Annotated in this window: 30 protein-coding genes; 16 read left to right on the plus strand and 14 right to left on the minus strand. The window is 31.4% G+C overall.

Annotated elements, in window-relative coordinates; translation table 11 throughout:
* Positions 1 to 28 precede the first annotated feature (28 nt).
* From K7G79_RS06510 to K7G79_RS06525, 4 genes are all read left to right on the plus strand, one after another.
* On the plus strand, positions 29 to 424 hold the full coding sequence (locus K7G79_RS06510; RefSeq protein WP_223550313.1) for a hypothetical protein: 396 nt from the start codon (positions 29 to 31) through the stop codon (positions 422 to 424).
* 11 nt (positions 425 to 435) lie between these two features.
* Positions 436 to 861, plus strand: coding sequence for a hypothetical protein (locus K7G79_RS06515; RefSeq protein ID WP_223550315.1), 426 nt, complete (start codon positions 436 to 438; stop codon positions 859 to 861).
* A gap of 197 nt (positions 862 to 1,058) precedes the next feature.
* Positions 1,059 to 2,843: a prolipoprotein diacylglyceryl transferase family protein gene (locus tag K7G79_RS06520; RefSeq protein WP_223550316.1), complete on the plus strand. Its 1,785-nt coding sequence runs from the start codon at positions 1,059 to 1,061 to the stop codon at positions 2,841 to 2,843.
* A gap of 119 nt (positions 2,844 to 2,962) precedes the next feature.
* A complete protein-coding gene (locus K7G79_RS06525) occupies positions 2,963 to 3,454 on the plus strand; it encodes a hypothetical protein (RefSeq protein WP_223550318.1) in 492 nt (163 codons plus the stop codon).
* Positions 3,455 to 3,612: 158 nt separating this feature from the next.
* Here the strand turns inward: K7G79_RS06525 and K7G79_RS06530 are convergent, their stop codons facing one another.
* From K7G79_RS06530 to K7G79_RS06595, 14 genes are all read right to left on the minus strand, one after another.
* On the minus strand, positions 3,613 to 4,281 hold the full coding sequence (locus K7G79_RS06530; RefSeq protein WP_223550320.1) for a hypothetical protein: 669 nt from the start codon (positions 4,279 to 4,281) through the stop codon (positions 3,613 to 3,615).
* 13 nt (positions 4,282 to 4,294) lie between these two features.
* The gene (locus K7G79_RS06535) at positions 4,295 to 4,738 is read right to left on the minus strand and encodes a hypothetical protein (RefSeq protein WP_223550322.1); all 444 of its coding nucleotides are present in this window, start codon (positions 4,736 to 4,738) and stop codon (positions 4,295 to 4,297) included.
* A 71-nt stretch (positions 4,739 to 4,809) separates the two neighbouring features.
* The gene (locus K7G79_RS06540; RefSeq protein ID WP_223550323.1) at positions 4,810 to 5,337 is read right to left on the minus strand and encodes an Hsp20/alpha crystallin family protein; all 528 of its coding nucleotides are present in this window, start codon (positions 5,335 to 5,337) and stop codon (positions 4,810 to 4,812) included.
* 121 nt (positions 5,338 to 5,458) lie between these two features.
* The gene (locus tag K7G79_RS06545; RefSeq protein ID WP_223550325.1) at positions 5,459 to 5,875 is read right to left on the minus strand and encodes a hypothetical protein; all 417 of its coding nucleotides are present in this window, start codon (positions 5,873 to 5,875) and stop codon (positions 5,459 to 5,461) included.
* A gap of 18 nt (positions 5,876 to 5,893) precedes the next feature.
* Positions 5,894 to 7,267, minus strand: coding sequence for an MBL fold metallo-hydrolase RNA specificity domain-containing protein (locus tag K7G79_RS06550; protein WP_223550326.1), 1,374 nt, complete (start codon positions 7,265 to 7,267; stop codon positions 5,894 to 5,896).
* Between the two features lie 5 nt (positions 7,268 to 7,272).
* Positions 7,273 to 8,115 carry a restriction endonuclease gene (locus tag K7G79_RS06555; RefSeq protein ID WP_223550328.1) on the minus strand — a complete coding sequence of 281 codons (843 nt, stop codon included), beginning with the start codon at positions 8,113 to 8,115 and terminating at the stop codon, positions 7,273 to 7,275.
* A 32-nt stretch (positions 8,116 to 8,147) separates the two neighbouring features.
* Complete coding sequence (locus tag K7G79_RS06560) at positions 8,148 to 8,552, minus strand: hypothetical protein (RefSeq protein WP_223550330.1); 405 nt, start codon at positions 8,550 to 8,552, stop codon at positions 8,148 to 8,150.
* A gap of 24 nt (positions 8,553 to 8,576) precedes the next feature.
* Positions 8,577 to 9,431, minus strand: coding sequence for a universal stress protein (locus K7G79_RS06565; RefSeq protein WP_223550332.1), 855 nt, complete (start codon positions 9,429 to 9,431; stop codon positions 8,577 to 8,579).
* 61 nt (positions 9,432 to 9,492) lie between these two features.
* Positions 9,493 to 10,323 (minus strand): universal stress protein, encoded by an 831-nt coding sequence (locus K7G79_RS06570; RefSeq protein ID WP_223550334.1) that lies wholly within the window; start codon positions 10,321 to 10,323, stop codon positions 9,493 to 9,495.
* Positions 10,324 to 10,341: 18 nt separating this feature from the next.
* A complete protein-coding gene (locus tag K7G79_RS06575) occupies positions 10,342 to 11,184 on the minus strand; it encodes a universal stress protein (RefSeq protein WP_223550336.1) in 843 nt (280 codons plus the stop codon).
* Between the two features lie 802 nt (positions 11,185 to 11,986).
* The gene (locus tag K7G79_RS06580; protein WP_223550337.1) at positions 11,987 to 12,373 is read right to left on the minus strand and encodes a hypothetical protein; all 387 of its coding nucleotides are present in this window, start codon (positions 12,371 to 12,373) and stop codon (positions 11,987 to 11,989) included.
* A gap of 9 nt (positions 12,374 to 12,382) precedes the next feature.
* Positions 12,383 to 13,228 carry a universal stress protein gene (locus tag K7G79_RS06585; RefSeq protein ID WP_223550339.1) on the minus strand — a complete coding sequence of 282 codons (846 nt, stop codon included), beginning with the start codon at positions 13,226 to 13,228 and terminating at the stop codon, positions 12,383 to 12,385.
* 81 nt (positions 13,229 to 13,309) lie between these two features.
* Positions 13,310 to 14,368, minus strand: a complete 1,059-nt coding sequence (locus K7G79_RS06590; RefSeq protein WP_223550341.1) for a response regulator — start codon at positions 14,366 to 14,368, stop codon at positions 13,310 to 13,312.
* Entirely contained in the window at positions 14,365 to 16,272 is a 1,908-nt protein-coding gene (locus K7G79_RS06595; RefSeq protein WP_223550343.1) for a PAS domain S-box protein, read from the minus strand. The genes K7G79_RS06590 and K7G79_RS06595 overlap by 4 nt, the downstream gene beginning before the upstream one ends.
* Before the next feature lie 126 nt (positions 16,273 to 16,398).
* On the opposite strand from K7G79_RS06595, the gene K7G79_RS06600 reads away from it, so the two are divergent.
* From K7G79_RS06600 to K7G79_RS06655, 12 genes are all read left to right on the plus strand, one after another.
* Positions 16,399 to 16,788 carry a hypothetical protein gene (locus K7G79_RS06600; RefSeq protein ID WP_223550345.1) on the plus strand — a complete coding sequence of 130 codons (390 nt, stop codon included), beginning with the start codon at positions 16,399 to 16,401 and terminating at the stop codon, positions 16,786 to 16,788.
* 4 nt (positions 16,789 to 16,792) lie between these two features.
* Positions 16,793 to 17,089 carry a thioredoxin gene (gene trxA, locus K7G79_RS06605; protein ID WP_223550347.1) on the plus strand — a complete coding sequence of 99 codons (297 nt, stop codon included), beginning with the start codon at positions 16,793 to 16,795 and terminating at the stop codon, positions 17,087 to 17,089.
* Positions 17,090 to 17,169: 80 nt separating this feature from the next.
* Positions 17,170 to 17,775, plus strand: a complete 606-nt coding sequence (locus K7G79_RS06610; protein WP_223550348.1) for a WG repeat-containing protein — start codon at positions 17,170 to 17,172, stop codon at positions 17,773 to 17,775.
* 12 nt (positions 17,776 to 17,787) lie between these two features.
* Positions 17,788 to 18,873 carry a site-2 protease family protein gene (locus K7G79_RS06615; RefSeq protein ID WP_223550350.1) on the plus strand — a complete coding sequence of 362 codons (1,086 nt, stop codon included), beginning with the start codon at positions 17,788 to 17,790 and terminating at the stop codon, positions 18,871 to 18,873.
* Between the two features lie 2 nt (positions 18,874 to 18,875).
* Positions 18,876 to 19,958: an efflux RND transporter periplasmic adaptor subunit gene (locus K7G79_RS06620; protein ID WP_223550352.1), complete on the plus strand. Its 1,083-nt coding sequence runs from the start codon at positions 18,876 to 18,878 to the stop codon at positions 19,956 to 19,958.
* Entirely contained in the window at positions 19,955 to 21,217 is a 1,263-nt protein-coding gene (locus K7G79_RS06625; RefSeq protein WP_223550354.1) for an FtsX-like permease family protein, read from the plus strand. The genes K7G79_RS06620 and K7G79_RS06625 overlap by 4 nt, the downstream gene beginning before the upstream one ends.
* Position 21,218: 1 nt before the next feature.
* A complete protein-coding gene (locus K7G79_RS06630) occupies positions 21,219 to 21,911 on the plus strand; it encodes an ABC transporter ATP-binding protein (RefSeq protein WP_223550356.1) in 693 nt (230 codons plus the stop codon).
* Positions 21,912 to 21,965: 54 nt separating this feature from the next.
* Positions 21,966 to 22,853, plus strand: coding sequence for a DnaJ C-terminal domain-containing protein (locus K7G79_RS06635; protein WP_223550358.1), 888 nt, complete (start codon positions 21,966 to 21,968; stop codon positions 22,851 to 22,853).
* Positions 22,853 to 23,149 carry a chaperone modulator CbpM gene (locus K7G79_RS06640; protein ID WP_223550360.1) on the plus strand — a complete coding sequence of 99 codons (297 nt, stop codon included), beginning with the start codon at positions 22,853 to 22,855 and terminating at the stop codon, positions 23,147 to 23,149. Before K7G79_RS06635 ends, K7G79_RS06640 begins: the two co-directional genes overlap by 1 nt.
* 9 nt (positions 23,150 to 23,158) lie before the next feature.
* Positions 23,159 to 24,067: a mechanosensitive ion channel family protein gene (locus tag K7G79_RS06645; protein WP_223550362.1), complete on the plus strand. Its 909-nt coding sequence runs from the start codon at positions 23,159 to 23,161 to the stop codon at positions 24,065 to 24,067.
* On the plus strand, positions 24,068 to 24,664 hold the full coding sequence (locus K7G79_RS06650; RefSeq protein ID WP_223550364.1) for a CDP-alcohol phosphatidyltransferase family protein: 597 nt from the start codon (positions 24,068 to 24,070) through the stop codon (positions 24,662 to 24,664).
* Positions 24,665 to 24,670: 6 nt separating this feature from the next.
* The gene (locus K7G79_RS06655) at positions 24,671 to 25,888 is read left to right on the plus strand and encodes a metallophosphoesterase (RefSeq protein ID WP_223550365.1); all 1,218 of its coding nucleotides are present in this window, start codon (positions 24,671 to 24,673) and stop codon (positions 25,886 to 25,888) included.
* Positions 25,889 to 25,914 lie beyond the last annotated feature (26 nt).

Genomic DNA, 25,914 nt, shown 5'->3' on the forward strand with positions numbered 1-25,914 from the left:
TATACTACAAATTTAAAAACTTACAGTCATGAAAAAAGTCATTTTATTATTATTAACAATGGGAATGTGCATTTCATCTTGTAGTAAAGATGATGAAACAATAGATAGCATAACAAAGGATACAGACATAATAATTGGTACCTGGGGAAAATACAAAGATGTAAACTTGGAAGACAAGTGTATTTTAGAGTGTGATCCTTATGATTTTAAAAATCAAGTTCAATTTCTAGAAAAGGGTACATTATTAGCATTTTTTGAAAGAGAAACTAGTTATGTGGATGGTACTTGGGAAAAGATGAATAATGGTACCTATAAGATGGTGTGTTTTGGCAAAACCGAAATCATTGATATTGACTTTACGAAAGAAGATGAAATGGTTTACAGGTATCCAGATGCAGAGTATTATTGGGTTAGAATAAGATAAAATTGACAATCATGAAAACATTCACTTCATCACTAAAAATGATATCAATAATGCTATCAACATTAATTTTATTACAAAGTTGTGTTGTATATAATAAAACACCTGTTGACCTTGATCAAGCTGTCGAAGCAACTAAAGAGAAAAAAAACTTCTCTAAGTCCAAGATATTTTATAAAGATGGTAATACGCAAGAGTGTTTTAAAGTAGTTAAAGAGCAAAACAATTATTACTGTGTAAACAAGAAGGATAAAATCTTTGAAATAAATTATACTAGAGATTTAATTAATAAAGAGCGAGTAGACTTTGTTAAAACACAAAATAAGACAAAATCAATAACAAAATCAATAATTGTTCCAGTTTTAGGTACAGTAGTAGTTATAGCAGCAGCAATAGGTATTATACTTTTTTCCGTTAGAGGGACTTTTCCTATAACATAAGGCTTTAAGTATTATTTTTTAAGGCTCAAATAGAACTTAAAGACCTGTGAATATAATAGTTTATAAGTTGTAATGCTATGATATCACCTAGCCTTTAGAGGGCTTTGTATTAGGTGTATATCTAATAAGAGAAGAGTTTAAATAAGTTAATCTCACATAAATGAACCTTCAGTATTCTAATAAAAAACTAATGAATCATGAGTATTTCAATTGATAACCCCAACGTTTATTTTAAGTTGTTTTATCTGTTAGCTTTTACGTTTATATTTCTTGTTGTTATCTATAAAAGTATAAAACGCGGCTACCATTTACGGTCGGTGTTACTAATGCTAACTACGATTTCCCTTTTTACGGTTATAGGATCTAGACTATTCACCATTCCCATACAGGATTGGCTTAGTGCTATTAGTACAAAGTCGCTTGTATTTAATAATAGATCTGCAATAGGAGGTTTATTATTTGGACTTGTAGGATTGGCAATTTCCCAACGTGTTTTTGGATTTAACCGTCCTATGTTGGACTTATATGCTTGGATAGGACCTTTTGCCTTGGGTATTCTAAAATTTGGCTGTTTAGTTAATGGTTGTTGCTACGGTCTGCCTTTTAAAGGGTTTTGGGCCGTACACTACCCTAAAGGGACACATGCGCATTTTAATCAGTGGTATTCGGGTCTTATAGAAAACGAGGCACTTCTTTCTTTGTCAGTACATCCTGTTCAATTATACGAAAGTCTGTTATTATTTAGTATTGGATATATAGTATGGAAAACACATAAACTATTTAAAAAGAATGCAAGCGCTCTTCTATTTGGGCTATTTTTATTTTTTACAATGCGATTTGGAATTGAATTTTTAAGAGATCCCAATGGATCACAGTTTAGTTCTATCTATTATTGGGGATTAAGATCTTATCAATGGAGTATGTTGGGTTATGCAATTTTAACAGGTCTTCTTTTATGGATTTATGAAACCCATACACAAAAAGAGTTTATTAAAGGACTGCAAAACTCACCCTACATACATGTTGATTTTATTTATATTATCTGTATATCGTTAATACTATATACATTTAGGGCGCTTTTTTCTTCATACGAACTTTTGGTTGTTTGGATAAAATTTATTCCTGCTATTTTATTATCCCTTTATTATCTATATTCTGACACAAGATTACAGAGCTATCGTGTGCTTACCAGTGTTTTATTGCTTGCACCATTCTACATATTTGCTCAGACCATTCCTAATCAAATGCCAGAAATAAAACAATACAAGCGAATAGATTTTGGCGCTTCTTTTGGTGATTTTGCTAATGAAATTGCACTTAATCCACGAGAGGGGGAATGTGGCACCTCTTATGATTATAAATATTATAAACAGGTTTATCAAATGATTGGTTTAGGATACTCACAAGTAACCGAAAAATATAACAGAACCTACACTTATGGTATAAACCTAGCTGGAGGAAATTTAAAAAGCACAAATTTAGAAACAAAGGTTAGTCAATCAGATTTTATGCTTGCTGCCAATCCTTTTTATAAAATCGATGGGAAATGGATTGGAGCGGGGATAGGACTACAACTTGGTAAATTGCGGGTTAATAAGGATGAGAGGTTAGATGAAAGTAATATAGAAGATGCCCAAAAAGATTATAACATTTTACCAGAGTTTTATTTTAGAATAGGACCGAGAAAATATTTGGATGTTGATTTTAATTATGGATTTATGATGCCTTCGGCATATCCTACTTTATATTCAAGATCAAGTATTGGAAGTTCTTTGGGACTTGGTCATGAATATAGCTTTAGGTATGGTCGTATCTTGAATCTAAATACCGGTTATGTATCTGCTGAAGCCTTAATTACGGATCAATTTGGAATAAATTTAATGTATGTCTTTAAGGATAATAGTTTTGATTATCTTGATTATGATGCTTCTGGTAAACTTGTATTTTCATTGAATTACAGATTTGGACATAAAACCAAATAACCTTTAAATATTTAATATTAAACAATTACCTATTACTGTAAGTAAACGCACTAGGGGTCAAAAGAAAGAGTGTAAAGTTTTGTCACGTATAATTTGCAATGTTTAATAAAAGTGTAATTATGAAGAGTTTATATTTAATTATTGTAGTCTCGTTATTTGACTTAACAGCGGTTTCACAAAATTTTAATGCAGGAATTAGTGCTGGATTGCCTAAAGGAGAAACAAGAGATCACTTTTCTTATAACCTTACTGCAGAAGTAAACTATCTATGGAAAATATCTGAAATTTTTGAAGGTGGTATTCTAACTGGTTATTCATATTATTTTGAAAACGAAACAGGAGACCAAGCTTATGGTTCTATGTCTTATCTGGCAATAGCTACTGCGGGAAGGTTTAATTTATGTAAAAGATTTATTATAGGGCTTGATATTGGAGGTACTATTGGAATTAGTGGAATTGACATAAATGAAGGGCTTTATTTCGTACCCAAAATGCAATATAACATAACTGATTCAATAGGTTTAGTAATTGCTCAGCGTTTATTGGTGTATGATGTAGTCTATGGATCGGCTAGAGATGTAGTTTCATTTGGTTTAGAATTTAGATTATAATAGCTCTTTTTTGTATACTTGGCATAGAAGCAACTTCTAGCAAAAACCCCTTCAAGATGTAAGCAACATATGGTACCCCACTATTAAATACCAAAGCTATGTTTACATAATGAAATGTATTATTGTTATTGTTTATGGATTTGGTAGAAGAATTACTTTTATTTTATAGCCTCTAAATTTGATATAGGTTGAAGCGAAACTGGGTTTATAAGTTGAAGTTCTTCTAAAACAACAACTACCAATCTCACATAATCGTTTATAATTTCATTCACCAAGTTAGGATCTGTAATATCTATATAGCCTTTCCAAATAAGTTCCCTGCTTTTAGTTGGGCAAATGCAGTACATAGAAGTTTCTGTGTGGTAAATGGTATATTCTTTATAATAATCTGGGTTATAAAAGGCATCTTGGTATTTTAAATAGTCTTCTTTAAACTTTACGTAAGTACTATCGAAGCCGTCATAATCTTTTTTGTATTCAATCTTGTCTTCAACACCTATTACTTTTGTTAGTAAAATGGTATTAAACCCATTTTCAATGAGATTGGTTTCTAGAGCTTTTAGTTCTTCTTCTGTTTTTTTTTTGGTTGTAAAAGATGATTTTAAAAACTCTAAACTCATTACAGCTTCAATGCCCCTAGATTCGTATTCTTCTTTTAATTGCCCTTCAAATCTCTGTCTGGCTTCAATATTTGAGGTTATGCCAACCAATAAAACTTTAGTTGGACTATAACTGTCTATATCCGGATTTTTCCAATAGTCAACAAGCTCAACATTAGAACAACTTGTTATCAAAAAATATAATCCTATTTGTTTTAAAAATGACATTGTTTTAATATGCCTAATTAAGTAAACGCTTTTGTTTTCCTTCCTTAATGATGCCTTTTACTAACGTAAATAATTGCTTTTTTATGGTTTGATATTTTTCTAAATACTTGCTTACAACTATTATAAGTTTTGCATGCTTGTCTCTGTAGGCCTGTTCTTTTTCAAGCTCGTCTTTGCCATCAACCATAATTTTAAGTCCTCTTTTATGATTTTTTAGCGTGTTAAATAGAGTATTGTTTTCTTTTTGAAGTTGGCTTAATCTATCTATAATTTTTTTACTTTCCGTAAAATGTTTTGAATCGATTAGCTGGAGTGTATATGATTTTATCAAATCATCAAAGAATAATTGCTCGTCTTGAATGAACGCTAATTCGGACAGCCATTTTTTTGAATTATTATGCATTGTTTCTGGACTTAACCAGGCTTTATATTTTATTTTGGGTGCTTTGGTTTTCATCTTTAATTGATTTTAAATTTAAAAAAGCAGAAAGCAATATGTTTTAGATATTGCTTTCTGTTTAATGGTGATTAATCAACTTCAATAATTTTTTTAGGAGGCTCTTTTACAATGGCTTCTTCTTTTTTAAGTAATTTAACTTTTAAGATACCATTTTTATATGTTGCTTTTACATCTTGATCTAAATCCACAGATTGAGGCAACATCATAGATCTTTTAAAGGATTTGTAATTAAACTCTTTTCGGGCATAATCATCTTCTTTTTCTTCTTCTTCAACTTCTTTTTCACCAAGAACGTGAAGGACATCATCTTCAATTGTAACTTCAAAATCTTTTTTGTTAAACCCAGGGGCTGCAAATTCGATTTCAAAATCTTTTTCGTGTTCTCTTACGTTCATAGCAGGTAAAAGACTGTCGTCTTCAAAGAAATCGTCTTTAAAAATATCATCAAACCTCATTAAGCTATTTAAATTATCAAAATTAGAGGGAAACAATCTATTACTCCAGGGTCTTAACAAATTGTTGCTCCATGGAGTAAATAACCTGTCGTCAAAAGGGGATAACCTTTTGTTTTTTTTACGTTTCATTAATGTAGTCATGATAGTATTGTTTTAGGTTACACTTATAATTTCGTGACCATAATGTATTTACAAAAAAGAGTTTCTACAATGATATATATCAGTCTAAGTAATTTGTTAAATGTGGTTTTTCATACTTGTTTTAGTTAACAAGTACGCTTTCCAGATATTGAAATAATTTAAATTTAAAATTGGATAACGCATTGTAAAAGCCGAAAATTTTTAATTCGATGTCTTCATGTTCTTTTACAAAATAGTTGTCGCAAGCTAGGTCTTCACATTCTATTTTAATTTTAATATGATTTGTATGGGAATAAAGTTCATTTAATATGTTAACCCGGTTTGCATTTATACCTTTAATTTCATTTTTATAGTTAGTAAGCCTTTCATATAGATTTATGGCATGTTTCTTAAAAATGGGTTTGTCCAATAAATGTTCATAAAACTCCAACTCTAAACTTAAATTTTCCAGTCTACTGATTGCTATAGATATATTATACTGCAATTCGTCAATAGATTTGTTGTCGTTAAAACTTTTATATATTTTTTGTGCTTCCATTTTATTCAATATTTTAAACTATAGTATTATTTTTTCTACATCACCTAGTTTAGGTATGGTTACGTTCCAGTTATATGTGTCTTTTATTTTAAGTCTAAAAGCATCCAAGGCGTTGAGTTCACCATGAATTAAAAATATTTTTTCTGGAATATTTTTAATGTTGGTCATCCAATTTAATAAATCACCTTGATCGGCATGGGCAGAAAGACTTTCTATACTTCTAACCTGTGCTTTTACTGGATAATATTTTCCAAAAAAACGTATTTCATGTACGCCATCCTTTAATTGCCTGCCTCTTGTGCCTTCTGCTTGATAACCCACTAATAAAATGGTGGTGGAGGGTATATCTATAAGTTGTTGTAGATAGGTAAGTACACGGCCTCCTGTTACCATGCCGCTACCAGCTATGATTATTTTGGAACGCTTATCATCAATAGTTTCCCAAGTTTCTTTATAGGATGTTATTATCGTTATATGTTGGCACATATTATTATAGTCACTATGGCTTAGTTTATGCCATTCTGGAAAGTGTTTAAATAGCTCTAAAACACGATTTCCCATTGGACTATCAATAAACACGGGAATGTTTGGTATTTTGTTTTTTTGATACAGTTTCCAAATTAAATACATAAGGGTTTGTAAACGTTCTACAGCAAAACTTGGAATAATTAAATTTCCCTTTTTATTAATGGTGTCCTTGATTAAATTAGAAAGTATATCTTCTATATTCTCAGTGTCATGTAGCTTGTTACCATAAGTACTTTCAATAAACAGAATATCTGCCCATTCTGGTTTTTTTGGTGCATGTAATAAATAGTCATTAAATCTGCCAATATCTCCTGAAAAGACAAATCGTTTGCCATTAATATCCAACTCAATAAAGGTAGCTCCCAATATGTGACCGTTATATTGAAAACGATAAGCTATGTGTTTCGATAGACTTATCCATTTGTCTGTTACTTCTGACCGAAAATGAGAAATGGCTTTTTCGGCATCAACTAAGTTGTAAAAAGGCAATGCTGGTTGGTGTTTAGTGTATTTATCCTTATTGGCTTTTTCGGCTTCTTCCTCATGGATCTTGGCACTATCCCTCAAAATGATTTCAGAAATAGCTAATGTTGGAGCTGTACCTATAATTTTTCCATTAAAACCATGTTTTACAAGTCTGGGCAAATACCCCACATGGTCTAAATGACCATGGGTAAGCAATACAACATCAATTACTTTAGCGCTTACGGGAAAAGAACTCCAGTTAAGTTCCCTTAGGTTCTTTAAACCTTGAAACACACCGCAATCTATTAGTATGTTTTTTTCTGAAGTTTCTAATAGAAATTTAGAACCCGTAACAACACTGGCACCACCCAAAAAATGTATGTTCACATAATTGTCCATAGGATCTAATTATTGCAAAGCATTTGTATTTCATTTAAAATTTTGCTTTTTCTTATTTCTGAAATGCCCAAATGATCTAAATAAAAAGCATCACCAATTAATTCTCTACATAGCACAACATCCCTGCTTAATAAAAATTGCTTTTCTTGGTTAGAAAGCAGAGTAGACACGGTTATGGGATATAAGCCCAAGCGGTCTATGCGTTCTTTTAAGCCGTTGCTTTTAGGATAGTTCCAACTTAATAGATATAAGTTAGCACACTTTCCATATTGTATAGCATCTTCTGTAAAGCGTGTATTAGTTACTACCCAACCCTTTGTAAGTTTAGAACCGTTCTTTGGATTTGAATTCCAAAACGCCTTTACGTCGTTATATCGGGAATGTATATAAAGCGGGATTTTTACATTGCAGTTAAGACCTTCTTCACTATGAAATTTACATTCTATTACAGAAGTTTCTCCATTTTTATTGGCCAAAATATCTATTTCGTGGGTAATACATTGTCCATGGAGTATCTTATTAATCTCAATGTTATACCCCGAATATTTTAAAATAGCACCAATGAAACGTTCAAAAGGAAAGCCTGTTGGTCCAAGTTCGTAGATGGCTTTTTTAAGTTTATACCTAGAAGCCAAAAAACTTTGCTCCTTTTTTAACAGAGCAAAAGCTCTGTTATAGATTTCTTTTGTGGAAATGCCCTGGTACAGTTCATCCCTTACGTTATCAATAATTTGGTTAACGGTATGTTTGTCTGCCCCGGTACGGATTAAGGATGCCTTGAGCTTTTTTAATGAAAATTTTGCTTTTTCACCCGAAGATTTAATAATATTGAATGTATTGTTTTCCATTTACTATTGCTTTGTAATTATTAAGCAAAGCTTTATTTATCACTAAAAAAAGCCTTAACCCAAGCTTTAACTTGATTTTTGGTCATGCTATCGGCTTTTACAACAGGTTTAACCTTAGGCTTAAGGCGAGGATGGTTTAGTGTTATTTCTTTATGAAGTTTTTCGCCCATTTCTGCAGGACCAAATAAAACAACGGTATCTGCATCGTTAATTTCTGCAATAATGGCATTAAAGTATTTTTTTATTTGATGTTTTTCACGTTCCAAATATTTGCTGTCTTGTACTACATCTTGTGGACCTCCTTTAAATCGTGTACCGGACCCCCCATGTACATGAAAATGTTCTACATTGGAAAGTAATGTATTTAAACTCACTTTTCCATTATACAGAGTTACTATAATTGCTCTTGTTTTATCTAACCAGACACCTGTTTTCATGAGTTTAAATTTTAATATTTGATCTCAGTTCCTTAAATCATGCATGATTAAAAGGGGTACCTTAGAATTGTATCCCATTTCTTTTACTAATGGATGACTTAATGCGTTTCTAAAAAAACTATGTTTTTTATTTATAAATGCCACCATATCACTGGCCCTACTCTCAACAAAGCAGTTTACAGCGGTTGGAATATCCACATGGCTAAGCGTGTGGTAGGTATGGGGAAGTTCTTTAAAATATTCTTCTAAAAGAGTCTTGTTGTTAATCTGTTTGTTAGTTAGTCTCTTTTCTGTAGCAACGTGCAATATCCTAATGGCTGCATCGCATTTTTTAGCTAAATTTATTAAATGGTTAAGTTCTCTTTTTTTAAAATGCGTTTTATAGCTTGTAGGAAAAACGATTTCCTTTGGTAAATGGTGTTTTGCTCCTTCTGGAACAACAAGGACGGGACAGTTCCTAACATTTTCCATGACATTTACAGCTACATTGCCAAATATTCTTTTTTTAGAATCTGTTTTGCCTTTAGTCCCCATGACTATTAGTTCTATATCTTTCTCTTCAACAGTATTTTTTATAGCTTCAACTACATTATTGAACTTAGAAATAGTCTTAAAGTGATGCCTTTGGTTGTTATAATCTTTAAAGGCCAGCATATCTAATACTTTAGCAAGACCATTTTCTGATTCTAATTTAGCGGATTCATACAATTCATTACCAGGTTCCATGTTCAGTAAGCTATCGATTACATGGTTTGTTGCAGAGAATACATTTAAAATATAAAAATCACAGAAATCCTTTTTGTACAGTTCCAAAGCATAAGTAATAGCATACCATGCATTTTTGGAAAAATCTGTAGGCAGTAATATTTTGTATTTCATGATTTAAGAACTTATATAAATTTAACCTTAAAAAGGTCTTTGGGCAATGATCGATATCAACTTATTCTGGTATTACCATAAAAGGAACTTTAGCATGAAACCCTAATTTTTTAATTACAGGTTCATTTATTAATTTTTCAACTATGCTGTGTTTATAATTTACCATAGCCAGAATATGTATGCCCAGTTCTTCAATAAAATCATCTATTTCTGTTGCTTTATTGGTATACTTTGGAATCCAATGAATAGAATAATCATAATTATCCAAAAAATCTTTAAGTGTTATTAAGTTGTATTCTTGTATATCGTTTAGTTGATCTTCTATGCTAATGTGCATAATTCTAATTTTAGAATCATATAAATCTGCTAGTTCCTTTAAGTGTTTTAATTCCTTATTACTAAAAAATCGGTTGAAATCCGTTGGAAAAGCAATTTGTTTGGGTTCAATAAAATCATAATCTTGTGGGATTATTAAAATAGGACAATCTTTCAATTCTTTTGCCATGTGGACTGTATTGCTTCCAATAAAGAATTCTTTGGCACCGGTAGCACCTTTAGTTCCCATAATAACCAAATCTATATCTTGCTCTTTAACCACTTTTTTAACCGCTGCTCTCAAATCGTCTAGGCTTAGGATAATTTGAAAATCATGGTTTGCATTAGCATCAGCGCTTTCAGCCAAAGTTTTTAATTCCAATAATTCATCCATGGCCTCTTGCTCCATTTTTTTTAGCAGTTTATTTGAAAGGTTGGAAAGTGTTGATACTTTAATGGTTGTAGCATGTAAAAAGTAAAAAGTACAAAGCTTATCCTTGAATAATTTTAAAGCATAAACAATGGCGTTCCAAGCATTATCTGAAAAATCGGTGGGTATTAATATGCTTTGTTTCATTGGTTCTCTTTTATTGTTTTAAGGTAACGTTGGAATTACCAAAAAGGGCACATTTAAGTGGAAACCGATTTGGTTTATTGTATTTTTAAAGAACAAGTTTTCAAAAAACGAACGTTTATTTTTGAGCATAACCAATAAATTTATTCTTGTTTTTAATTGAAAATTTGTAATTCCCTCTTCTACGGTTTGGTTACTAACATTATGAAAAAAATGGATTAATTTTTTGAAATGACCGTCAAGTATTTTTTTGTTCCTCTTTTGAAATTCAGATAAATCATAACCATAAGTAAGATGTAGAATGTTAACCCTAGCATTAGTAAGTGAAATAATGTCAATAATCGGTTTAATTTGATAAGGTTTATAACTTATACCGTAATCTGTTGTGAACAAAACCTCATGTAGTGGTTCAAATTCAAAATTATTCGGTATAGCTAGGACAGGACAGTTTACATCTGTTAAGACATGCACCGTATTAGAACCAAATAAAATTTCTTTAGCTCCAGTTGCCCCCTTGGTACCCATAACAACATAATCTATGCGTTTATCTTCCACAATGGTTTTAATCTCTGGTACAAGTGAGTTATAAGCAGCTATGGTCTCAATAGTATGTTTCGGGTTGTTAAATTCTTTTTCTATACGGGTTTTAAAATAGTTTAATTCGTTTAGAGCATTTTCCCTAACCACATTGTACATTCCAAATTGTGCAGATTTCCTTAACACATATTCTATATGGTAAACCGTAGGAGTATATGTGTTTAGCAAGTATAACTTACTGTCCTCATGCTTAAAAAGCTGTAATACATAGGTTATAGCGTTCCATGAGTTTTTAGAAAAATCGGTGGGAACCAGTATATTTTTCATTCGTTTAAGCTTTTTAATTTTTTTGTACCTAAAGTTTAATTATAAAATTTTCAAGACATTATACTTTAATTTTTGTATGGACATGATTGTGTTCCATATTTATTCATAAAAAAACAGTAGTAACATAGTATCATTAAAGTTAAATACTATACTCAGTTGATTCAATGATATATATCAGATTTATCAATGCCCCAAGAATAGGTCACATATGATTTAATTGGAAGCCTACCACTTTGATTTGTGGTTCTAAACGAAAAAATTAAGAATAGGTAAAAAAGGGAATTATATGATTAATTCCCTTTTCTTTTTCACCATATTGAGTATGTGAAATGATTAATAGCTCATTTTTTTAAATAAGAAACAGGAAGTTTAGGCTTCCTGTTTCCTTTTTGAAATACTTGATTTTACTAACAATCTTTTTCTAACCATTATACTAACCATAAAGGGTATCAAATATTCAGGTAATTAATATCGCCAAGTATTTCTAGGCAGTACTTAATATTGAGTAATATTTAAGCCTGCTTTTTTTTATAAGAAACAGGAGATCGTAACCTCCTGTTTCCCCAAAGCATTTAATGACATAATCTAACGTTCGGTTGTCTTTAACATAATCTTTATTTCTAAAGAACTTGTATTTGGGTTTTCCCGTTAAAAAATAGCACTAGCTACTTTGTTTTGGTATTATTGTAATGTAACAATAGTACCTAAATCCTAGTAATTATGTAAATGAACTTTTTAAGTATTATGCTAATATACTTCACTTTATTTTGCTGCAAAATGATATATATCAGTTTTAAAAATATTAAATAGTAATGATGTTATAGGCAGCAGTTAATAAAAACAGCCCTATAAAAAACAACAAGGTATAAATCACCTGTACGAGTTTTATATTGATATATTCTAGGGCAGCTACGGTTCGTTTGGGAAATATAAACAATGATAATCCCATATAAAGGGATGCCCATCCAATAAGTGTGATAATAAGTTTCCAGTTTGCTTCCCAAATATTATGGAACAACACATTTAACAATCCAACAATTATTGAAACAAATGACGAAATAATTAAAAATTTTTCATCTTTTAAATCTGTAAAAATTTGTTTAATGCGTTTAGGATTAAAGCTTAATATCACAAAGAAGATAATGAGGTACCAACCCCAAAATTTAGCTAAAAAAATAGAGCGTTCCATAATAGTTTATTAAGATTCGTGTAATACCAAAAAAGGTGTTTTCATATGATAGCTTAAAGCCTCAGCTTTTGAATGAAACAATAGTTGTTGAAAATAATTAAGGTTTTTAGCTACCATGCAAATCAAGTTTGAATTTCTACTTTCAACAAAGCACTGTATAGCATCTTGAAGGGATCTATTGTTTAAATAGTGAAAACTGGAATCTATGTTTATAAAATAATCGTCTAATAACTCACGATTCCTAGTTTGGTCATTATTTAGGGTGGTTTTATTTTTGCTAACATGGAGAATACGCAAAGAAGCTTTGTTGTTCTCCAAAAGATCTAATAGGGGCTGTAATATTCTAATATCATAATTCAAGGAAAAATCGGTTGGGAAGGTAATTTCTTTTAGATTAGTAAACTGGGCTTTTTCTGGAACAACTAGCGTGGTACATTTTACTTTTGTGATAACATCTCCCGAGTTGCTTCCAATAATAATTTTTTTAAATCCAGAAGCACCTTTTGTTCCTATGACAATGATGTCAATATTTTTTTCCTTAACATGCTTTCGTATAGATTCTATAAAAAAATTGTAATCAGTTAGGGCATAGAATCTATGGTTTTTATTAGAAGGGAATAGTATAGAAATGCGTTTAAGGACCTGACGTAATTTTTCTTTAGAGGGTTTTGTATAGACATATTCAAGTACATCTTCTGTGGCAAGATAAGGGGTGCCATTCATTAAATTATCACTTATCCTGTTTATATGTAGTAAATAAAAATGACAAGGCTCCTTACTAAAAAAATGAATAGCATATTGTATGGCGTTCCACGAATTTTCAGAAAAATCGGTGGGTAGTAGTATGTTTTTCATCTAAAAGCATCTTTATGGTCACTAAGTTAACGTGAAGTAGTTTTAGATAAAATGATATTCATCATTTTGATGGAAGTGATACTAAGCAATACTTTTTAATTTTTCTAAATTCACGACCTTAATATTTCGTCCTTCTGTTTTTATAACCCCAAGCTTTTTAAATTCGGTTAATGCTCTAATTAATGTTTCGGGAGCAATCCCTGCAACGCTAGCTAAATCGTTCCTTGAAATTTTTATTAAGTCCTCGGGTTTACGGTTTATTTTTTCAGCAAATTTTAAAATAGTGGAAGCTGTTTTTTTATTAACTGTACCATAGGCCATTTCTAAAAGTTGTTCTTTTATCATCGATAGGTCATCAGTTAAAAGTTCAATTAGTTCCAGGGCAACTTTGTGGTTTTTATTAAGTATGTCATTAAAGTCCAAGATTGAAATACCCGTTAATTTGGTATTTGCTATTGCAGTAGCCGTCTCCTGGTGTGGTGTATTATGTAAGAATGATGTGTAGCCAAACAAATCATCTTCTTTATACAGAGCAGTCACCAACTCTTTGCCTTGTTCATCAATTCTGAAGCATTTAACAGATCCATAGGAAATTAAGTAAATGAAATTGGAATGGTCTCCTTCTCGATAGATAATTTCATCTTTATTAAACTTAAATTCATCTCCGTAATCATCAAAAAATATTTTTAGATCATTAAGTGTTTTTATTTCACTTTCTTGAGGTTTAACATATTTGTTATCTGTACTATAATGATTTAATTCTTGTAAAATAGAAACTTTTGCCAAACGACTTTCTATAGCACTTATTATATCATCCTCAGTAAAGGGCTTGGTAATATAATCATCGGCCCCTAAGTTCATTCCTTTTCTAACCTCATGACGCTCAGTTTTGGCAGATAGAAAAATAAAGGGAATATGTTTGGTTCTATGGTGTTTTGATAATATTTCCAAGGTACTATATCCATCCAATTCTGGCATCATAATATCACAAACAATAATATTAGGTAAATGTTTTTTAGCCAGTTTAACCCCTATTTTACCATTAGAAGCTTTTAAAACTTTATAATTGGATAATTCTAAAAGTTCTGCTGTATTTTCTCTTAATATGTCATCATCTTCTACAAGTAAAACAGTTTTCATGGGGTTGCTGAGTTTGGAAAAGTTATAATAAAAGTGGTTCCTATATTTTCTTCGCTTTCAAAATGTATGGTACCTCCTAAATTTTCAAGATGATTTTGAACAATATTTAAACCTATACCCGTGCCTTGGGTATTAATTACATTGTGAGCTCTAAAATAACGTTCAAAAATATGTTTTTGATCTTTTTTGGGAATGCCAATGCCGTTATCCTTTATCGTTATGGTGGTGATTTTTTCATTTTGTTCAATGCGTAAGTCTATAGGTGATCCTTCAGGAGAATATTTTATGGCATTGTATAGTAGGTTGGAAAGTATTAATTGAATTATTTTTTCATCCTGATAGAGTGAAAGGTCATCAATGTTTTCAGGATACATTATTTGCTGCCCTTCCTTTAAAAGCATATTAGCATCATATACAGCCTCATTTACAACTTTGCTCAGCTTAAAATTGCTGAATTTGTAATTGACTTTGCCTGTTTCCAGTTTTTCAACTGATAAAAAGTCATTTATAATGTTGTTTAAAAAATGAACTTTATCTATAATTGTTTTGATGTGCTTATCACGCTTTTCCTGATGTTCCTCCAATGTGTACTTGCTAAGGAGTTCGCTAGATGTTAAAATAGCGCTCAAGGGAGTTTTAAATTCATGGGACACCAATGATAGAAACTTGGTTTTTAATTCACTAAGCTCTTTTTCTTTATTAAGAGCTGTTTCTAGTTGCAATGTTCTTTCCTCAACTTTATTTTCAAGTTTTGTTGTGTAATTTTTTCGCTCGGTTATGTCTAAAACAATAGCTGTAAAAACATCTTTTCCATTTAACCTAGATCGTTGTACGTGTTCTTCAACGGGATATGTTGTACCATCTTTGCGTTTGTGCTCACTTTCAAATTTTACCTTGACTACATTATTTTTTAATAAAACATCAATTCTTTTTCTATATGTTTTTTTGTCTTCATTCGGTTTAATGTCAAGAGTGGTCATCTGTTTTAATTCTTCCAAGCTATATCCAATGTTTTTTTGTGCGCCATGGTTAGCGTTGATGAATTTTAGTGTTTTGGCATCAAAAACATATACTTCATTTAAAGATTCATCGAAAATAGATGCAAGTAGAAGACGTTCCTCTTCGGCTTTTTTTCTTAATGTTACATCGTTTAGAATACCAATAAAATTTGTGACAATACCCTTATTATCAGTAATTGGGAAAACATACAAATCGTTCCAAAACATAGTACCATCCTTTTTATAGTTCCGCAATCTCGCCTGACAACTTTCTCCTTTTTTTATTGCTTTCCTTAGGACGTTAAGAGATTCTTGATTGTTGTCCTTCCCTTGTAAAAATCTACAATTGCGATTAAGTATTTCTTTTTCTGAATAACCTGTTAACTTTGTAAATGTAGAGTTGAAAAAAATAACTGGGTTGTCGTATTTTAAAGCATCGGTTATCACAATTCCGCTGTTTGCCGATTGTAATGCTTGGGTACGTAGCATAAGGTTTTTTTTAATTTCCTGCTTTTCTGAAATATCCCTAATTAAAGCCATAATGTAGGTTTTGTTATAGATAGAAAAAGGATTGAGTTCAATTTCTACAGGAAATATGGTGCCATCTTTTTTTAAGGCATAAATATCAGTTGCCTCGTTCATTTTACGTCGTTTTCCCTTCTGAATAAATTTTTCAAAATGAATGGCATGGCTTTTATGGTAATTTGATGGGATAAGCAAGTTAAGGTCCCTTCCCATTAGTTCCTTTTTGTTGTACCCAAAAATAACTTCAGAAGCTTCGTTAACCTCCATTATTTTTTGATGATGATCAACAACGATAATACCTTCAGAAACTATTTCTAAAAGAATATTAAATATTTCTTGATCTTGTTGGAACATGGATAATACACTTACGGTATGCTTCATTAAAAATACAAAAAATTCCTCGTTTATTTTAGTAAGACTGACCTATATCATTCTTAAAAAGCTTACAAGTATTTAACTTTATTAGCATGGAATTTTACTTTAATTATTATGGAAACTATAAAGAAAATGACTCACAAATTTTACCAAAATCTTGGCAAGCTATTTTATGCTGTAGCAGCATCGGATCGGCAAGTGCGTGTTGTAGAATTCAATAAACTTAAAACCTTGGTTAAGGAACAATGGTTGGATTTAGACCCTATAACAGACGATTTTGGAACGGATGCCGCTTATCAAATAGAAATAGTCTTTGATTGGTTAGAAAAAGAAGGCAATTTAGAAGTTGCCTCTTGCTTTAGAGATTTTATAGATTATAAAAATGACCAAAAGCACTTGTTTACCCCTAGTATTAAAAAACTAATCAATAAAACGGCCTATGCAGTTGCAGCAGCATTTTCTGGTATCAACAAATCAGAGTTAATTATATTGGCTAAATTAGATCTTGAATTAAAAAAATAAAACTATGGGTAGTTTTAATAGTATAATAAATTCAAGTCAATTAGTGTTGATCGATTTTTTTGCTGAATGGTGCGGGCCTTGTAAGATTTTAGCGCCTATTTTAAAAGAGGTGAAGCAAGAACTCTCCAAAGACATAAGAATAATAAAAATTGATATTGACAAAAACCTGCCCTTGGCCACTAAATATAAAGTTAGGGGCGTACCTACCATGATGCTCTTTAAAAAAGGTAAATTGCTTTGGCGTCAATCTGGTGTGCTTCAAAAAAATGATATTCTTGCTGTTATACAGCAACATACCTAATACTGTTATTATTATGATCGATATCATTTTGTAAAAGTATAGATCATCCTAAATTTGATTTATTACAAATGAATTAAGTTATGAAAAAACTAATCTTATTACTTATGGTTTGTCCATTTATGGTATTTCCACAGACTTTAGAAGAACTGGATTTTATAGCGCCTATAAATGAAGGATTTATTGCCGTTATGAAAGGTGGTTCATGGGGTTTTATTAATAATGAAGGTAAAATAGTTATAGATTTTAGAAATGATTTGGTTACAACAGAAATGGATGGGTATAAATATCCTGTTTTTAAAAATGGTCTATGCTTGATTTCTAAAGAATCAGACGGTATCACTTACTTTGGATACATCGATAAAAGGGGGAAAACAGTAATAGAGCCCCAATTTTTAAATGCAACAAACTTTTTTAAAAACAAGGCTATTGCATTGCATGTTCTTAAAGAGGAATTAGGAAAAAACGATGTTTTGGGAAAGAATGTTATTCGCTATAAATATTTTGAAGCCGTTATTGATATTGATGGAAACATAGAACATTATTTGAATCCCAAAGGAATAAATGTAGTTCTGGACAAAAAAAAATTATTAATACCTCCTAAAGTAACTTCAAAGCAAATTACTAATAATATTTACGCTGTATATACAGATAATATGAACTGGAGAATAGAAGTTATTAAGAACTAAATACGATTCTAAATGAAGGCAAACCTAAATTTGGGTAGTGTTTTCGGCATTAAAATAATAGTGCATTGGACATTCTTTTTTTTAATTTTATGGATTGTTTTTAGTGAATTAAAGCGTGGTGGTAATAGCGAGAGCATTTTTTTTAATATAGTATTGGTCTTGGCTGTTTTTGGATGTGTTGTATTACATGAACTTGGACATGCCTTAGCAGCAAAGCGTTTTGGTATTGGTACAAAAAAAATTGTACTGTTGCCTATTGGAGGTATGGCAAGTTTAGAACGTATCCCAGAATCACCAAAACAAGAATTTTTGGTAACACTAGCAGGGCCCTTAGTAAATATTCTTATTGTTGTAATTCTCTATTTTATTGTACCGGTAGATGAATTTGTTAGGTTAAATTTTACCGAAACTTTCGAGATATTAATGAGTTTTACAATTCAAAACTTTCTGTTTTATTTGTTTTTGGTTAATTTAGGTTTAGTTATATTTAATTTCATTCCGGCTTTTCCAATGGATGGTGGACGCATTTTAAGAGCTTTATTAGCCATTAAATTGGCTCCTGTAAAAGCGACACAGATTGCCTCAAGTATTGGACAGTTTATAGCAATTCTTTTTTTGTTTACAGGATTGTTATATAACCCTTTCTTAATCATTATTGCACTGTTTGTTTTTTTGGGAGCACATGGTGAAAATCAAATTATTCAACATATGGCATTACTTAAGGGTCATACAGTTGATGAGGCTATGATGATAAACATAACCACTTTTAAACCTGAAGACTCTATAGATTTGGTTGTGAATAAAATCATTTCAGGGACAGAAACGAACTTTCTTGTACTGGAGGACCATAAAATTAAAGGGATTTTATACCATAAAGATATAATTGATAAATCCAATGAAAATGTATTGGTAAAGGATGTCATGAAAACAAAATTTGAAACCGTGAAAGATACAGATAGTCTTCATAAAATTTATCATATCATTTTTGTTGAAAATAAAACATTTGTACCTGTTTTAAGTAAAGAAAGAATTGTTGGGGTTATTGATGCAACCAATCTTAATGAATATATATTGTTACAAGCTAGGTTAGTCTTTTGATTATGAAGGTTTTTCAAATATTAGGTGTGATTGCGTTAATTGCCTCGTGTTCCAATAAACGAGATGGTATTCTTCCAGTTATGAAATCTTTAACCGAATCAGTTTATTCTTCGGTAACTATTCAGCCAGACAGTATGTATCAAGCTTACGCCATAGTAGCCGGTATTTTGGAAGCCAATATGGTTGAGGAGGGAGATGCGGTTTCAATAGGAGATCCACTTGTTCAAATTATAAACAGTACACCTAAGCTCAATGCCCAAACTGCTAAACTTGCTCTGGATTTGGCAAGAGAAAACTATAATGGAAAAGCAACCGTTTTAAAGGGAATTCAAGATCAAATTAACACAGCTGTTCTTAAATATAAAAACGACTCATTAAATTATTTCAGGCAAAAAAAGCTTTGGGAACAAAATATTGGATCTAAAATAGATTATGACACCAAAAAACTTAATTATGATCTAGCTTCAAATAATCTACTTACACTTAAAAATAATTATCAGAGAACAAAAAACGAATTGCAAACTGTGGTCAAGCAATCGGAAAACAATTACAGAGCAGCATTAATTGGTTCCAAAGATTTTACTGTAAAAAGCAAGATTAATGGTAAAGTATATGCTCTTTATAAAGAGCCTGGAGAAATTGTAAATAGTATGGATCCGCTCGTTTCTATTGGTAGTGCTTCTGATTTTTTAGTTGAAATGTTAGTTGATGAAGTTGATATTGTAAAAATTAAAGTGGACCAAAATGTTTTAATTCATCTAGATGCATATCATGGAGAGGTCTTTAACGGAGTGGTGTCAAAAATTTACCCTGAAAAAGACCTACGCAACCAAACCTTTAAAGTTGAGGCAGTTTTTATAATGCGACCCGAAGTATTATATCCGGGTCTTTCAGGTGAGGCAAATATTGTTATATCAAAAAAAGACAGTGTGTTAACTATTCCAAAAGCATACCTTATAAACGGCAATAAGGTAATAACAAACCAAGGAGTAATTGCGCTTATCTTAGGAATACAAAATATGGAGTATGTTGAGGTGCAATCTGGATTAACCGGTAGTACTTATATTTATAAACCAGAGCAATGACCAATTGGAGGCTCATATTAAGTATAGGGAAAACACATTTATTGACAAAAATAAAGCAAACATCAATTGCGGCATTAGGAGTAACTTTTGGTATTGGTTCCTATATAACTTTGGTGTGTTTTATGACCGGGTTGAATGCTATGCTGGATAACTTAATTTTAAATCAAACACCGCACATACACATATATAACGAAATAGAACCCTCTCAAAATCAACCAGTTGAAATGTATTATGGAGTTAAAGACAACTTTAATGTTGTACATTCAATTAAACCAAAGTTAAATCAGAAAAATATTCATAATGCACTTCCAATCATTCATTATTTAAATGAAAACGAACAGGTTAGAGGAGCTATTCCACAGATAAAGACACAAATTTTTTATATCGCTGGTTCCATAGAATTGGGTGGAAATCTAACTGGAATAAATCCAATTGAAGAGCTAAGGTTGTTTAATATTGGAGATTATATTGTTGAAGGTTCGGCTGAGGCGTTAAAAAATACTGATAATGGAATTTTACTAGGGATAGGTATAGCAAAAAAAATGTCATTAAAAATTGGCGATCGGGTCCAGGTTAGTCCAATTGGGGGAGATGTTTTTCCATTAAAAATAGTTGGTTTTTATCAAAGTGGTATTGCAGATGTAGACGCTATTCAAAGTTTTGCAAATATTAAAACCGTACAGCGTATTTTAGGTCGACCCAATAATTATTTAACCGATATCAATGTGAAACTATACGATATTGAAAATGCCATTCCTTTGTCAAAAACAATACAGAAGCAATTTAATTTAAAAGCAGTTGACATAAAAACGGCCAATGCACAATTTGAAACAGGTACAACTATAAGAAATCTTATTACCTATGCTGTTTCTATTACCCTGCTTATAGTGGCTGGATTTGGTATTTATAACATATTAAATATGCTTATCTATGAAAAGATGAATGACATAGCCATTTTAAAGGCCACTGGGTTTTCTGGTAGAGATGTTCAGTTTGTCTTTATGAGCCAAGCGATGATTATTGGTTTTGTTGGCGGTATATTAGGATTAATTATTGGTTTTGGATTAGCTAGTTTAATAGACACCATTCCATTTAAAACAGAAGCTTTACCAACAATTGAAACTTATCCAATAAATATGAATCCATTATTTTTTATTATTGGTTTTTCCTTTGCAATGCTATCCACTTTTTTAGCGGGTTATTTGCCATCAAAAAGAGCTAGAAAAATAGATCCGGTTAAAATTATTAGAGGCCAATAAGATGATCACAGTATTAGAGGCAAAACATATAAACAAGTATTTTAAAAAACCTGTTCTTTTTCATGTTTTAAAGGATATTAATTTTAAAATAAAACAAGGAGAATTTACTTCAATTATGGGAAAATCTGGATGTGGTAAGTCCACCTTGTTATACATTTTGTCTACAATGGATACCGACTATGAAGGTGAACTTCTTTTAAATGATGAGCTTATCACAAACCAAAGTAGGGATTATTTATCCTTTATAAGAAATAAACATATAGGGTTTGTATTTCAATTTCATTATTTATTAGCAGACTTTACAGTATTGGAAAATGTGATGCTTCCAGCAAAAAAATTGGCAGAAAAATCTCTTCAAGAAATTGAATTTGACGCTTACGAAAAATTAAGAACGTTAAATATAGATCATTTGGCTAAAAAAAAGGCTTCTCATATATCAGGTGGAGAAAAACAACGTGTAGCAATAGCGAGAGCCCTAATTAATAACCCTGCTTTAATTATGGGAGATGAACCAACAGGCAATTTAGATAGCTACAACTCTGAGAATGTTTTCGATATATTTAAAAGACTAAGTTTAGAAGAAGGCCTTTCCTTGTTAGTTGTGACACATGATGAAGATTTTGCTAACCGAACAGATAAAATAATTATGATGGAAGATGGCAGGATAGTCACTAACCCACGGCAAATGATTTAAATCATTTTATATCATCGATAAGGGTGTTAACTTTCTGAATAATTAAAGAAACAAATGCCTTTTTTAGATTATTATAAAATTCTTGGCTTATCTAAATCAGCTTCAGAGGATGATATTAAAAAAGCATACAGGAAGTTGGCAAGAAAATACCATCCCGACTTAAATCCAAATAATGTAGATGCTGAAAAGAGATTTAAGGAAATTAATGAGGCCAATGAAGTATTGGGTAATCCGGATAACCGAAGAAAATATGATGCCTATGGTGAACATTGGCAACATGCAGATGAATTTGAAAAATCTAAGCATCAAGGGCCATATAAAGGACATTACCAAAGTGACTCCAAAGGGTATTCTGAAGAAGATTTCTCAGCTTTTTTTAGAAATATGTTTACTGGTTCGCATTCCCGAACAGGAGGTAGGCAAGTTAAGTTTAGGGGCCAGGACTTAAATGCCGAATTACAATTAAACTTGAAAGATGTATATACATCACATAAACGCACGTTAACCCTTAATAACAAAAACATTAGAATTACCATTCCAGCGGGTGTTGAAAATGGGCAAGTAATAAAAATTAAGGGACATGGTGGGAAAGGTATTAATGGAGGTCCCAATGGGGATTTGTATATTCAATTTTCTATCATAAACCATTCTAAATTCAAAAGGGATAAAGAAAATTTATACACTACCGTCGATTTAGATTTGTATACGGCCTTGTTGGGAGGAGAGATTACTATGGAGACATTTACTGGAAGAGTAAAACTCAACATAAAACCACAGACCCAAAATGGCACTAAAGTAAAACTGAAAGGGAAAGGCTTTCCAAAATATAAAAAAGAGGCACAATTCGGGGATTTAATAATAACCTATCATATTAAATTACCTACTAATCTATCGAGTAGGGAAAAAGAATTAATTGAACAGTTACAAGCGTTACGATCATAATGGAAAGAACAGATTTAATACCAGTAAAATTAGTTTGTAAGCATTATAAAATTCCTGTAGCCTTTATTAATAGGTTAGAAGAATTTCAACTTATTGAATTAAAGGCTTATAAGGGCACATTTTTTATTCATAATAAAGAATTAATAAAGGTTGAAAAAATAGTTAGGTTACACTATGATTTAGATATAAATATTGAAGGTATTGATGCCATTTATAATTTATTGGAGCAAGTATATGCTTTAAGACAAGAAATAAGGATGCTGCACAATAGGTTGAGATTGTATGAAGATTTATAAACAATTAACATGGATAAAATTAAAACATGGATTGTTGAACACCCAACTACATATAGTATTGTAAAATATCTATTGTTAGTTGTATTTGTTTTAATCCTTATACAACTTGCACGAAGGTTTTTAAGAAAACAAGTAACAGATACAGTAGCAAGGTATAAATCTCAAAAGGGCATAGAGATACTGGGTTATGTTATTTTAATATTGTTGACCTTCTCATATTTTTCGGGTAATATTAAAGACTTAACACTGGCCATTGGATTGTTTACCGCAGGAATTGCCATTACACTCCAGGAACTGATTTTAAGTATTGCAGGGTCATTATATATTTTTATCGTTAAAGTCTATAAACCTGGGGCTAGAATAGAAATCAATGGGATTAAGGGAGATGTTATTGATGTAGATAGTATTTATACGACTATGATGGAAATTGGACAATGGGTAAGTAGTGATAATTACAGTGGGCGCATTGTTAAATTAAGTAATGCCTTTGTTTTTAAAGGACCTATTTACAATTATTCCCAAGATTTTCCTTTTATATGGGATGAGCTTAATTTACCGGTTACCTATGGGTCCGATAAGGAGATCGCGAAATCGCTGATCATTAAGATAGCCTCAAATATCCTTTCGGAATTTACAGCAAAGTCTAAATCTCAATGGAAATCGGTTGTTAATAAGTATTATATTGAAGATGCTTTGGTTGATCCTACATTAGCCATTTCATTAACCGATAACTGGATTCAATTTAACTTAAGGTATATCGTTGATTATAAAAGGAGACGCTCTACCAAACATTTGTTATATGATGAAATCCATAAGGCCATAAAGAAAACAAAAGGTAAAGTGTCACTAGCATCTGCGACTTTAGAACTTATTAAGATACCGGAAATAAATGTTGAATTAAAAAATAAAGCAGAATAGATGCTAACGTTCAAAAACTTTAATATAGCCGATTGGTTTTCGTTCTACCGAATAGTGGTAGCACCAGTCTTGTTGGTTTTATTGTGGTTGGATTGTCGTTTGGTTTTCACTTGGCTCTTACTGGTAAGTTATTCAACAGATGCCATTGATGGTTATTTAGCGAGAAAGTTTAATCTAACAAGTCCTAGAGGGTCTCAATTGGATTCGTTTGGGGACCAAATAACACTTATTATAGGGCTTATTGGTTTGTTTTATTTTGAAACCGACTTTATTATAACTAACCTTACATTAATACTCATTGCCTTTATACCTTATGTGGTTCAAATGATCTTGGCTTATTTGAAATATGGGAAGGCAACAGCTTTTCATACCTATCTGGCTAAAATATCGGCCGTACTACAAAGCTTGTTTATTTTATGGTCTTTATTCTTTAGACCTGAATCTATTTTGTTTTATACAATGATCATAGTAGGTGTTTTGGAAACAATTGAAGAGATTACTTTAATTTTTATGTATAAAAAATGGGCCTCAGATGTTAAAGGGATTTATTGGGCTTTAAAGGATAAACGGAGGTTAAAAGGGAAACAATTAAAATGAATGTTTATGAGGAGTTACTCCCTGTTTACCATAATATTGTTATGTATAGCTATTGTCGGGGTAGATGTACTGTCGTTTTATTGGCTTCAGGAAATTACACGATTGCTAATTTCTCCAGCATTTAAAAGTATTATCTATGTATTGTTTTGGTGTTTTACTATAGGTCTTATATCGGCAGTAATTGTTCTTAAGATTACCTTGGACGACATTAATCCAAGGCGCAGACAATTATTGGTTTCCTCATTATATGGGCTTACGGTCTCATCGTTTATACCAAAGGTTTTGTTTGTTATTATGATATCGATATTGTTTTTTGGAAACTATATTATAGCAGAAAAAGAGTCGACCATTGTGGTACCTTTGGTTGGTTTATTCTCTGGGGTATTACCCTTTGTTGTAATTGTATATGCTATTTTTAAATCTGTTTACCATTTTAAGGTACATACCCATATCATACATTTTAGAAAGTTGCCAAAGGCCTTGGCAGGTTTGAAAATTGTACAAATATCCGATTTGCATATTGGAGGGTTCAATTACCGATATGAGATTTTACAAAAGGCCATTAAATTGATTAATAATTTGCACCCTGATTTTATCTTTTTTACGGGTGACTTGGTTAATAACTATGCATGGGAGTTAAGAGGTTGGAATAGTACATTTAAAAAACTATTAGCGAGTAAAGGAAAATATGCAGTTCTTGGAAACCATGATTATGGTGATTATTCTGAATGGAATACTAAAGAAGAAAAGAAAGACAATTTTATTAAAATAAAACGTTTTTATGAGGATATTGGTTTTAGGTTGTTACTAAATGAATCTGAAATAGTAGAACTTAACAATGAAAAATTAGCTGTAATAGGTGTTGAAAATTTGGGGAAACCACCATTTAAACAATACGGTGATTTAAAGGAATCTATGAAAGCTATAGAGCATATCCCCTTTAAAATTTTGCTTTCTCACGACCCTAGTCATTGGCCAAATGAGGTAATTGATAAAACAGATATAGCCTTAACACTTTCTGGACATACACATGGTATGCAACTTGGACTTAATTACAAGGATATTACCTGGAGCCCCATAAAATATAAATATAAATATTGGGTAGGTTTATATAGACACAATGAGCAGTTTTTGTATGTTAACAGGGGATTGGGGTGGATTGGTTTTCCCGGTAGGTTGGGTATGCGACCAGAAGTTACTTTTATTACACTTCAATCAAACTGACTAATATCATTTTTTTAATTCATGGT

This window comes from Aestuariivivens sp. NBU2969 (genome assembly GCF_019931125.1).
In the GTDB taxonomy this organism is placed as follows: Bacteria; Bacteroidota; Bacteroidia; order Flavobacteriales; family Flavobacteriaceae; genus Aestuariivivens; species Aestuariivivens marinum.

Bases quoted from the DNA above. Each gene is read 5' to 3' on its own strand.
- K7G79_RS06535 (WP_223550322.1), bottom strand. From the start codon at position 4,738: ATGAAAACCAAAGCACCCAAAATAAAATATAAAGCCTGGTTAAGTCCA.
- K7G79_RS06630 (WP_223550356.1), top strand. From the start codon at position 21,219: ATGATCACAGTATTAGAGGCAAAACATATAAACAAGTATTTTAAAAAA.
- K7G79_RS06610 (WP_223550348.1), top strand. From the start codon at position 17,170: ATGAAAAAACTAATCTTATTACTTATGGTTTGTCCATTTATGGTATTT.
- K7G79_RS06625 (WP_223550354.1), top strand. From the start codon at position 19,955: ATGACCAATTGGAGGCTCATATTAAGTATAGGGAAAACACATTTATTG.
- K7G79_RS06595 (WP_223550343.1), bottom strand. From the start codon at position 16,272: ATGAAGCATACCGTAAGTGTATTATCCATGTTCCAACAAGATCAAGAA.
- K7G79_RS06655 (WP_223550365.1), top strand. From the start codon at position 24,671: ATGAGGAGTTACTCCCTGTTTACCATAATATTGTTATGTATAGCTATT.
- K7G79_RS06645 (WP_223550362.1), top strand. From the start codon at position 23,159: ATGGATAAAATTAAAACATGGATTGTTGAACACCCAACTACATATAGT.
- K7G79_RS06555 (WP_223550328.1), bottom strand. From the start codon at position 8,115: ATGGAAAACAATACATTCAATATTATTAAATCTTCGGGTGAAAAAGCA.
- K7G79_RS06530 (WP_223550320.1), bottom strand. From the start codon at position 4,281: ATGTCATTTTTAAAACAAATAGGATTATATTTTTTGATAACAAGTTGT.
- K7G79_RS06525 (WP_223550318.1), top strand. From the start codon at position 2,963: ATGAAGAGTTTATATTTAATTATTGTAGTCTCGTTATTTGACTTAACA.
- K7G79_RS06615 (WP_223550350.1), top strand. From the start codon at position 17,788: ATGAAGGCAAACCTAAATTTGGGTAGTGTTTTCGGCATTAAAATAATA.
- K7G79_RS06580 (WP_223550337.1), bottom strand. From the start codon at position 12,373: ATGGAACGCTCTATTTTTTTAGCTAAATTTTGGGGTTGGTACCTCATT.
- K7G79_RS06520 (WP_223550316.1), top strand. From the start codon at position 1,059: ATGAGTATTTCAATTGATAACCCCAACGTTTATTTTAAGTTGTTTTAT.
- K7G79_RS06510 (WP_223550313.1), top strand. From the start codon at position 29: ATGAAAAAAGTCATTTTATTATTATTAACAATGGGAATGTGCATTTCA.
- K7G79_RS06650 (WP_223550364.1), top strand. From the start codon at position 24,068: ATGCTAACGTTCAAAAACTTTAATATAGCCGATTGGTTTTCGTTCTAC.
- K7G79_RS06620 (WP_223550352.1), top strand. From the start codon at position 18,876: ATGAAGGTTTTTCAAATATTAGGTGTGATTGCGTTAATTGCCTCGTGT.
- K7G79_RS06640 (WP_223550360.1), top strand. From the start codon at position 22,853: ATGGAAAGAACAGATTTAATACCAGTAAAATTAGTTTGTAAGCATTAT.
- K7G79_RS06585 (WP_223550339.1), bottom strand. From the start codon at position 13,228: ATGAAAAACATACTACTACCCACCGATTTTTCTGAAAATTCGTGGAAC.
- K7G79_RS06575 (WP_223550336.1), bottom strand. From the start codon at position 11,184: ATGAAAAATATACTGGTTCCCACCGATTTTTCTAAAAACTCATGGAAC.
- K7G79_RS06565 (WP_223550332.1), bottom strand. From the start codon at position 9,431: ATGAAATACAAAATATTACTGCCTACAGATTTTTCCAAAAATGCATGG.
- K7G79_RS06545 (WP_223550325.1), bottom strand. From the start codon at position 5,875: ATGGAAGCACAAAAAATATATAAAAGTTTTAACGACAACAAATCTATT.
- trxA (WP_223550347.1), top strand. From the start codon at position 16,793: ATGGGTAGTTTTAATAGTATAATAAATTCAAGTCAATTAGTGTTGATC.
- K7G79_RS06560 (WP_223550330.1), bottom strand. From the start codon at position 8,552: ATGAAAACAGGTGTCTGGTTAGATAAAACAAGAGCAATTATAGTAACT.
- K7G79_RS06600 (WP_223550345.1), top strand. From the start codon at position 16,399: ATGACTCACAAATTTTACCAAAATCTTGGCAAGCTATTTTATGCTGTA.
- K7G79_RS06635 (WP_223550358.1), top strand. From the start codon at position 21,966: ATGCCTTTTTTAGATTATTATAAAATTCTTGGCTTATCTAAATCAGCT.
- K7G79_RS06515 (WP_223550315.1), top strand. From the start codon at position 436: ATGAAAACATTCACTTCATCACTAAAAATGATATCAATAATGCTATCA.
- K7G79_RS06570 (WP_223550334.1), bottom strand. From the start codon at position 10,323: ATGAAACAAAGCATATTAATACCCACCGATTTTTCAGATAATGCTTGG.
- K7G79_RS06590 (WP_223550341.1), bottom strand. From the start codon at position 14,368: ATGAAAACTGTTTTACTTGTAGAAGATGATGACATATTAAGAGAAAAT.
- K7G79_RS06540 (WP_223550323.1), bottom strand. From the start codon at position 5,337: ATGACTACATTAATGAAACGTAAAAAAAACAAAAGGTTATCCCCTTTT.
- K7G79_RS06550 (WP_223550326.1), bottom strand. From the start codon at position 7,267: ATGGACAATTATGTGAACATACATTTTTTGGGTGGTGCCAGTGTTGTT.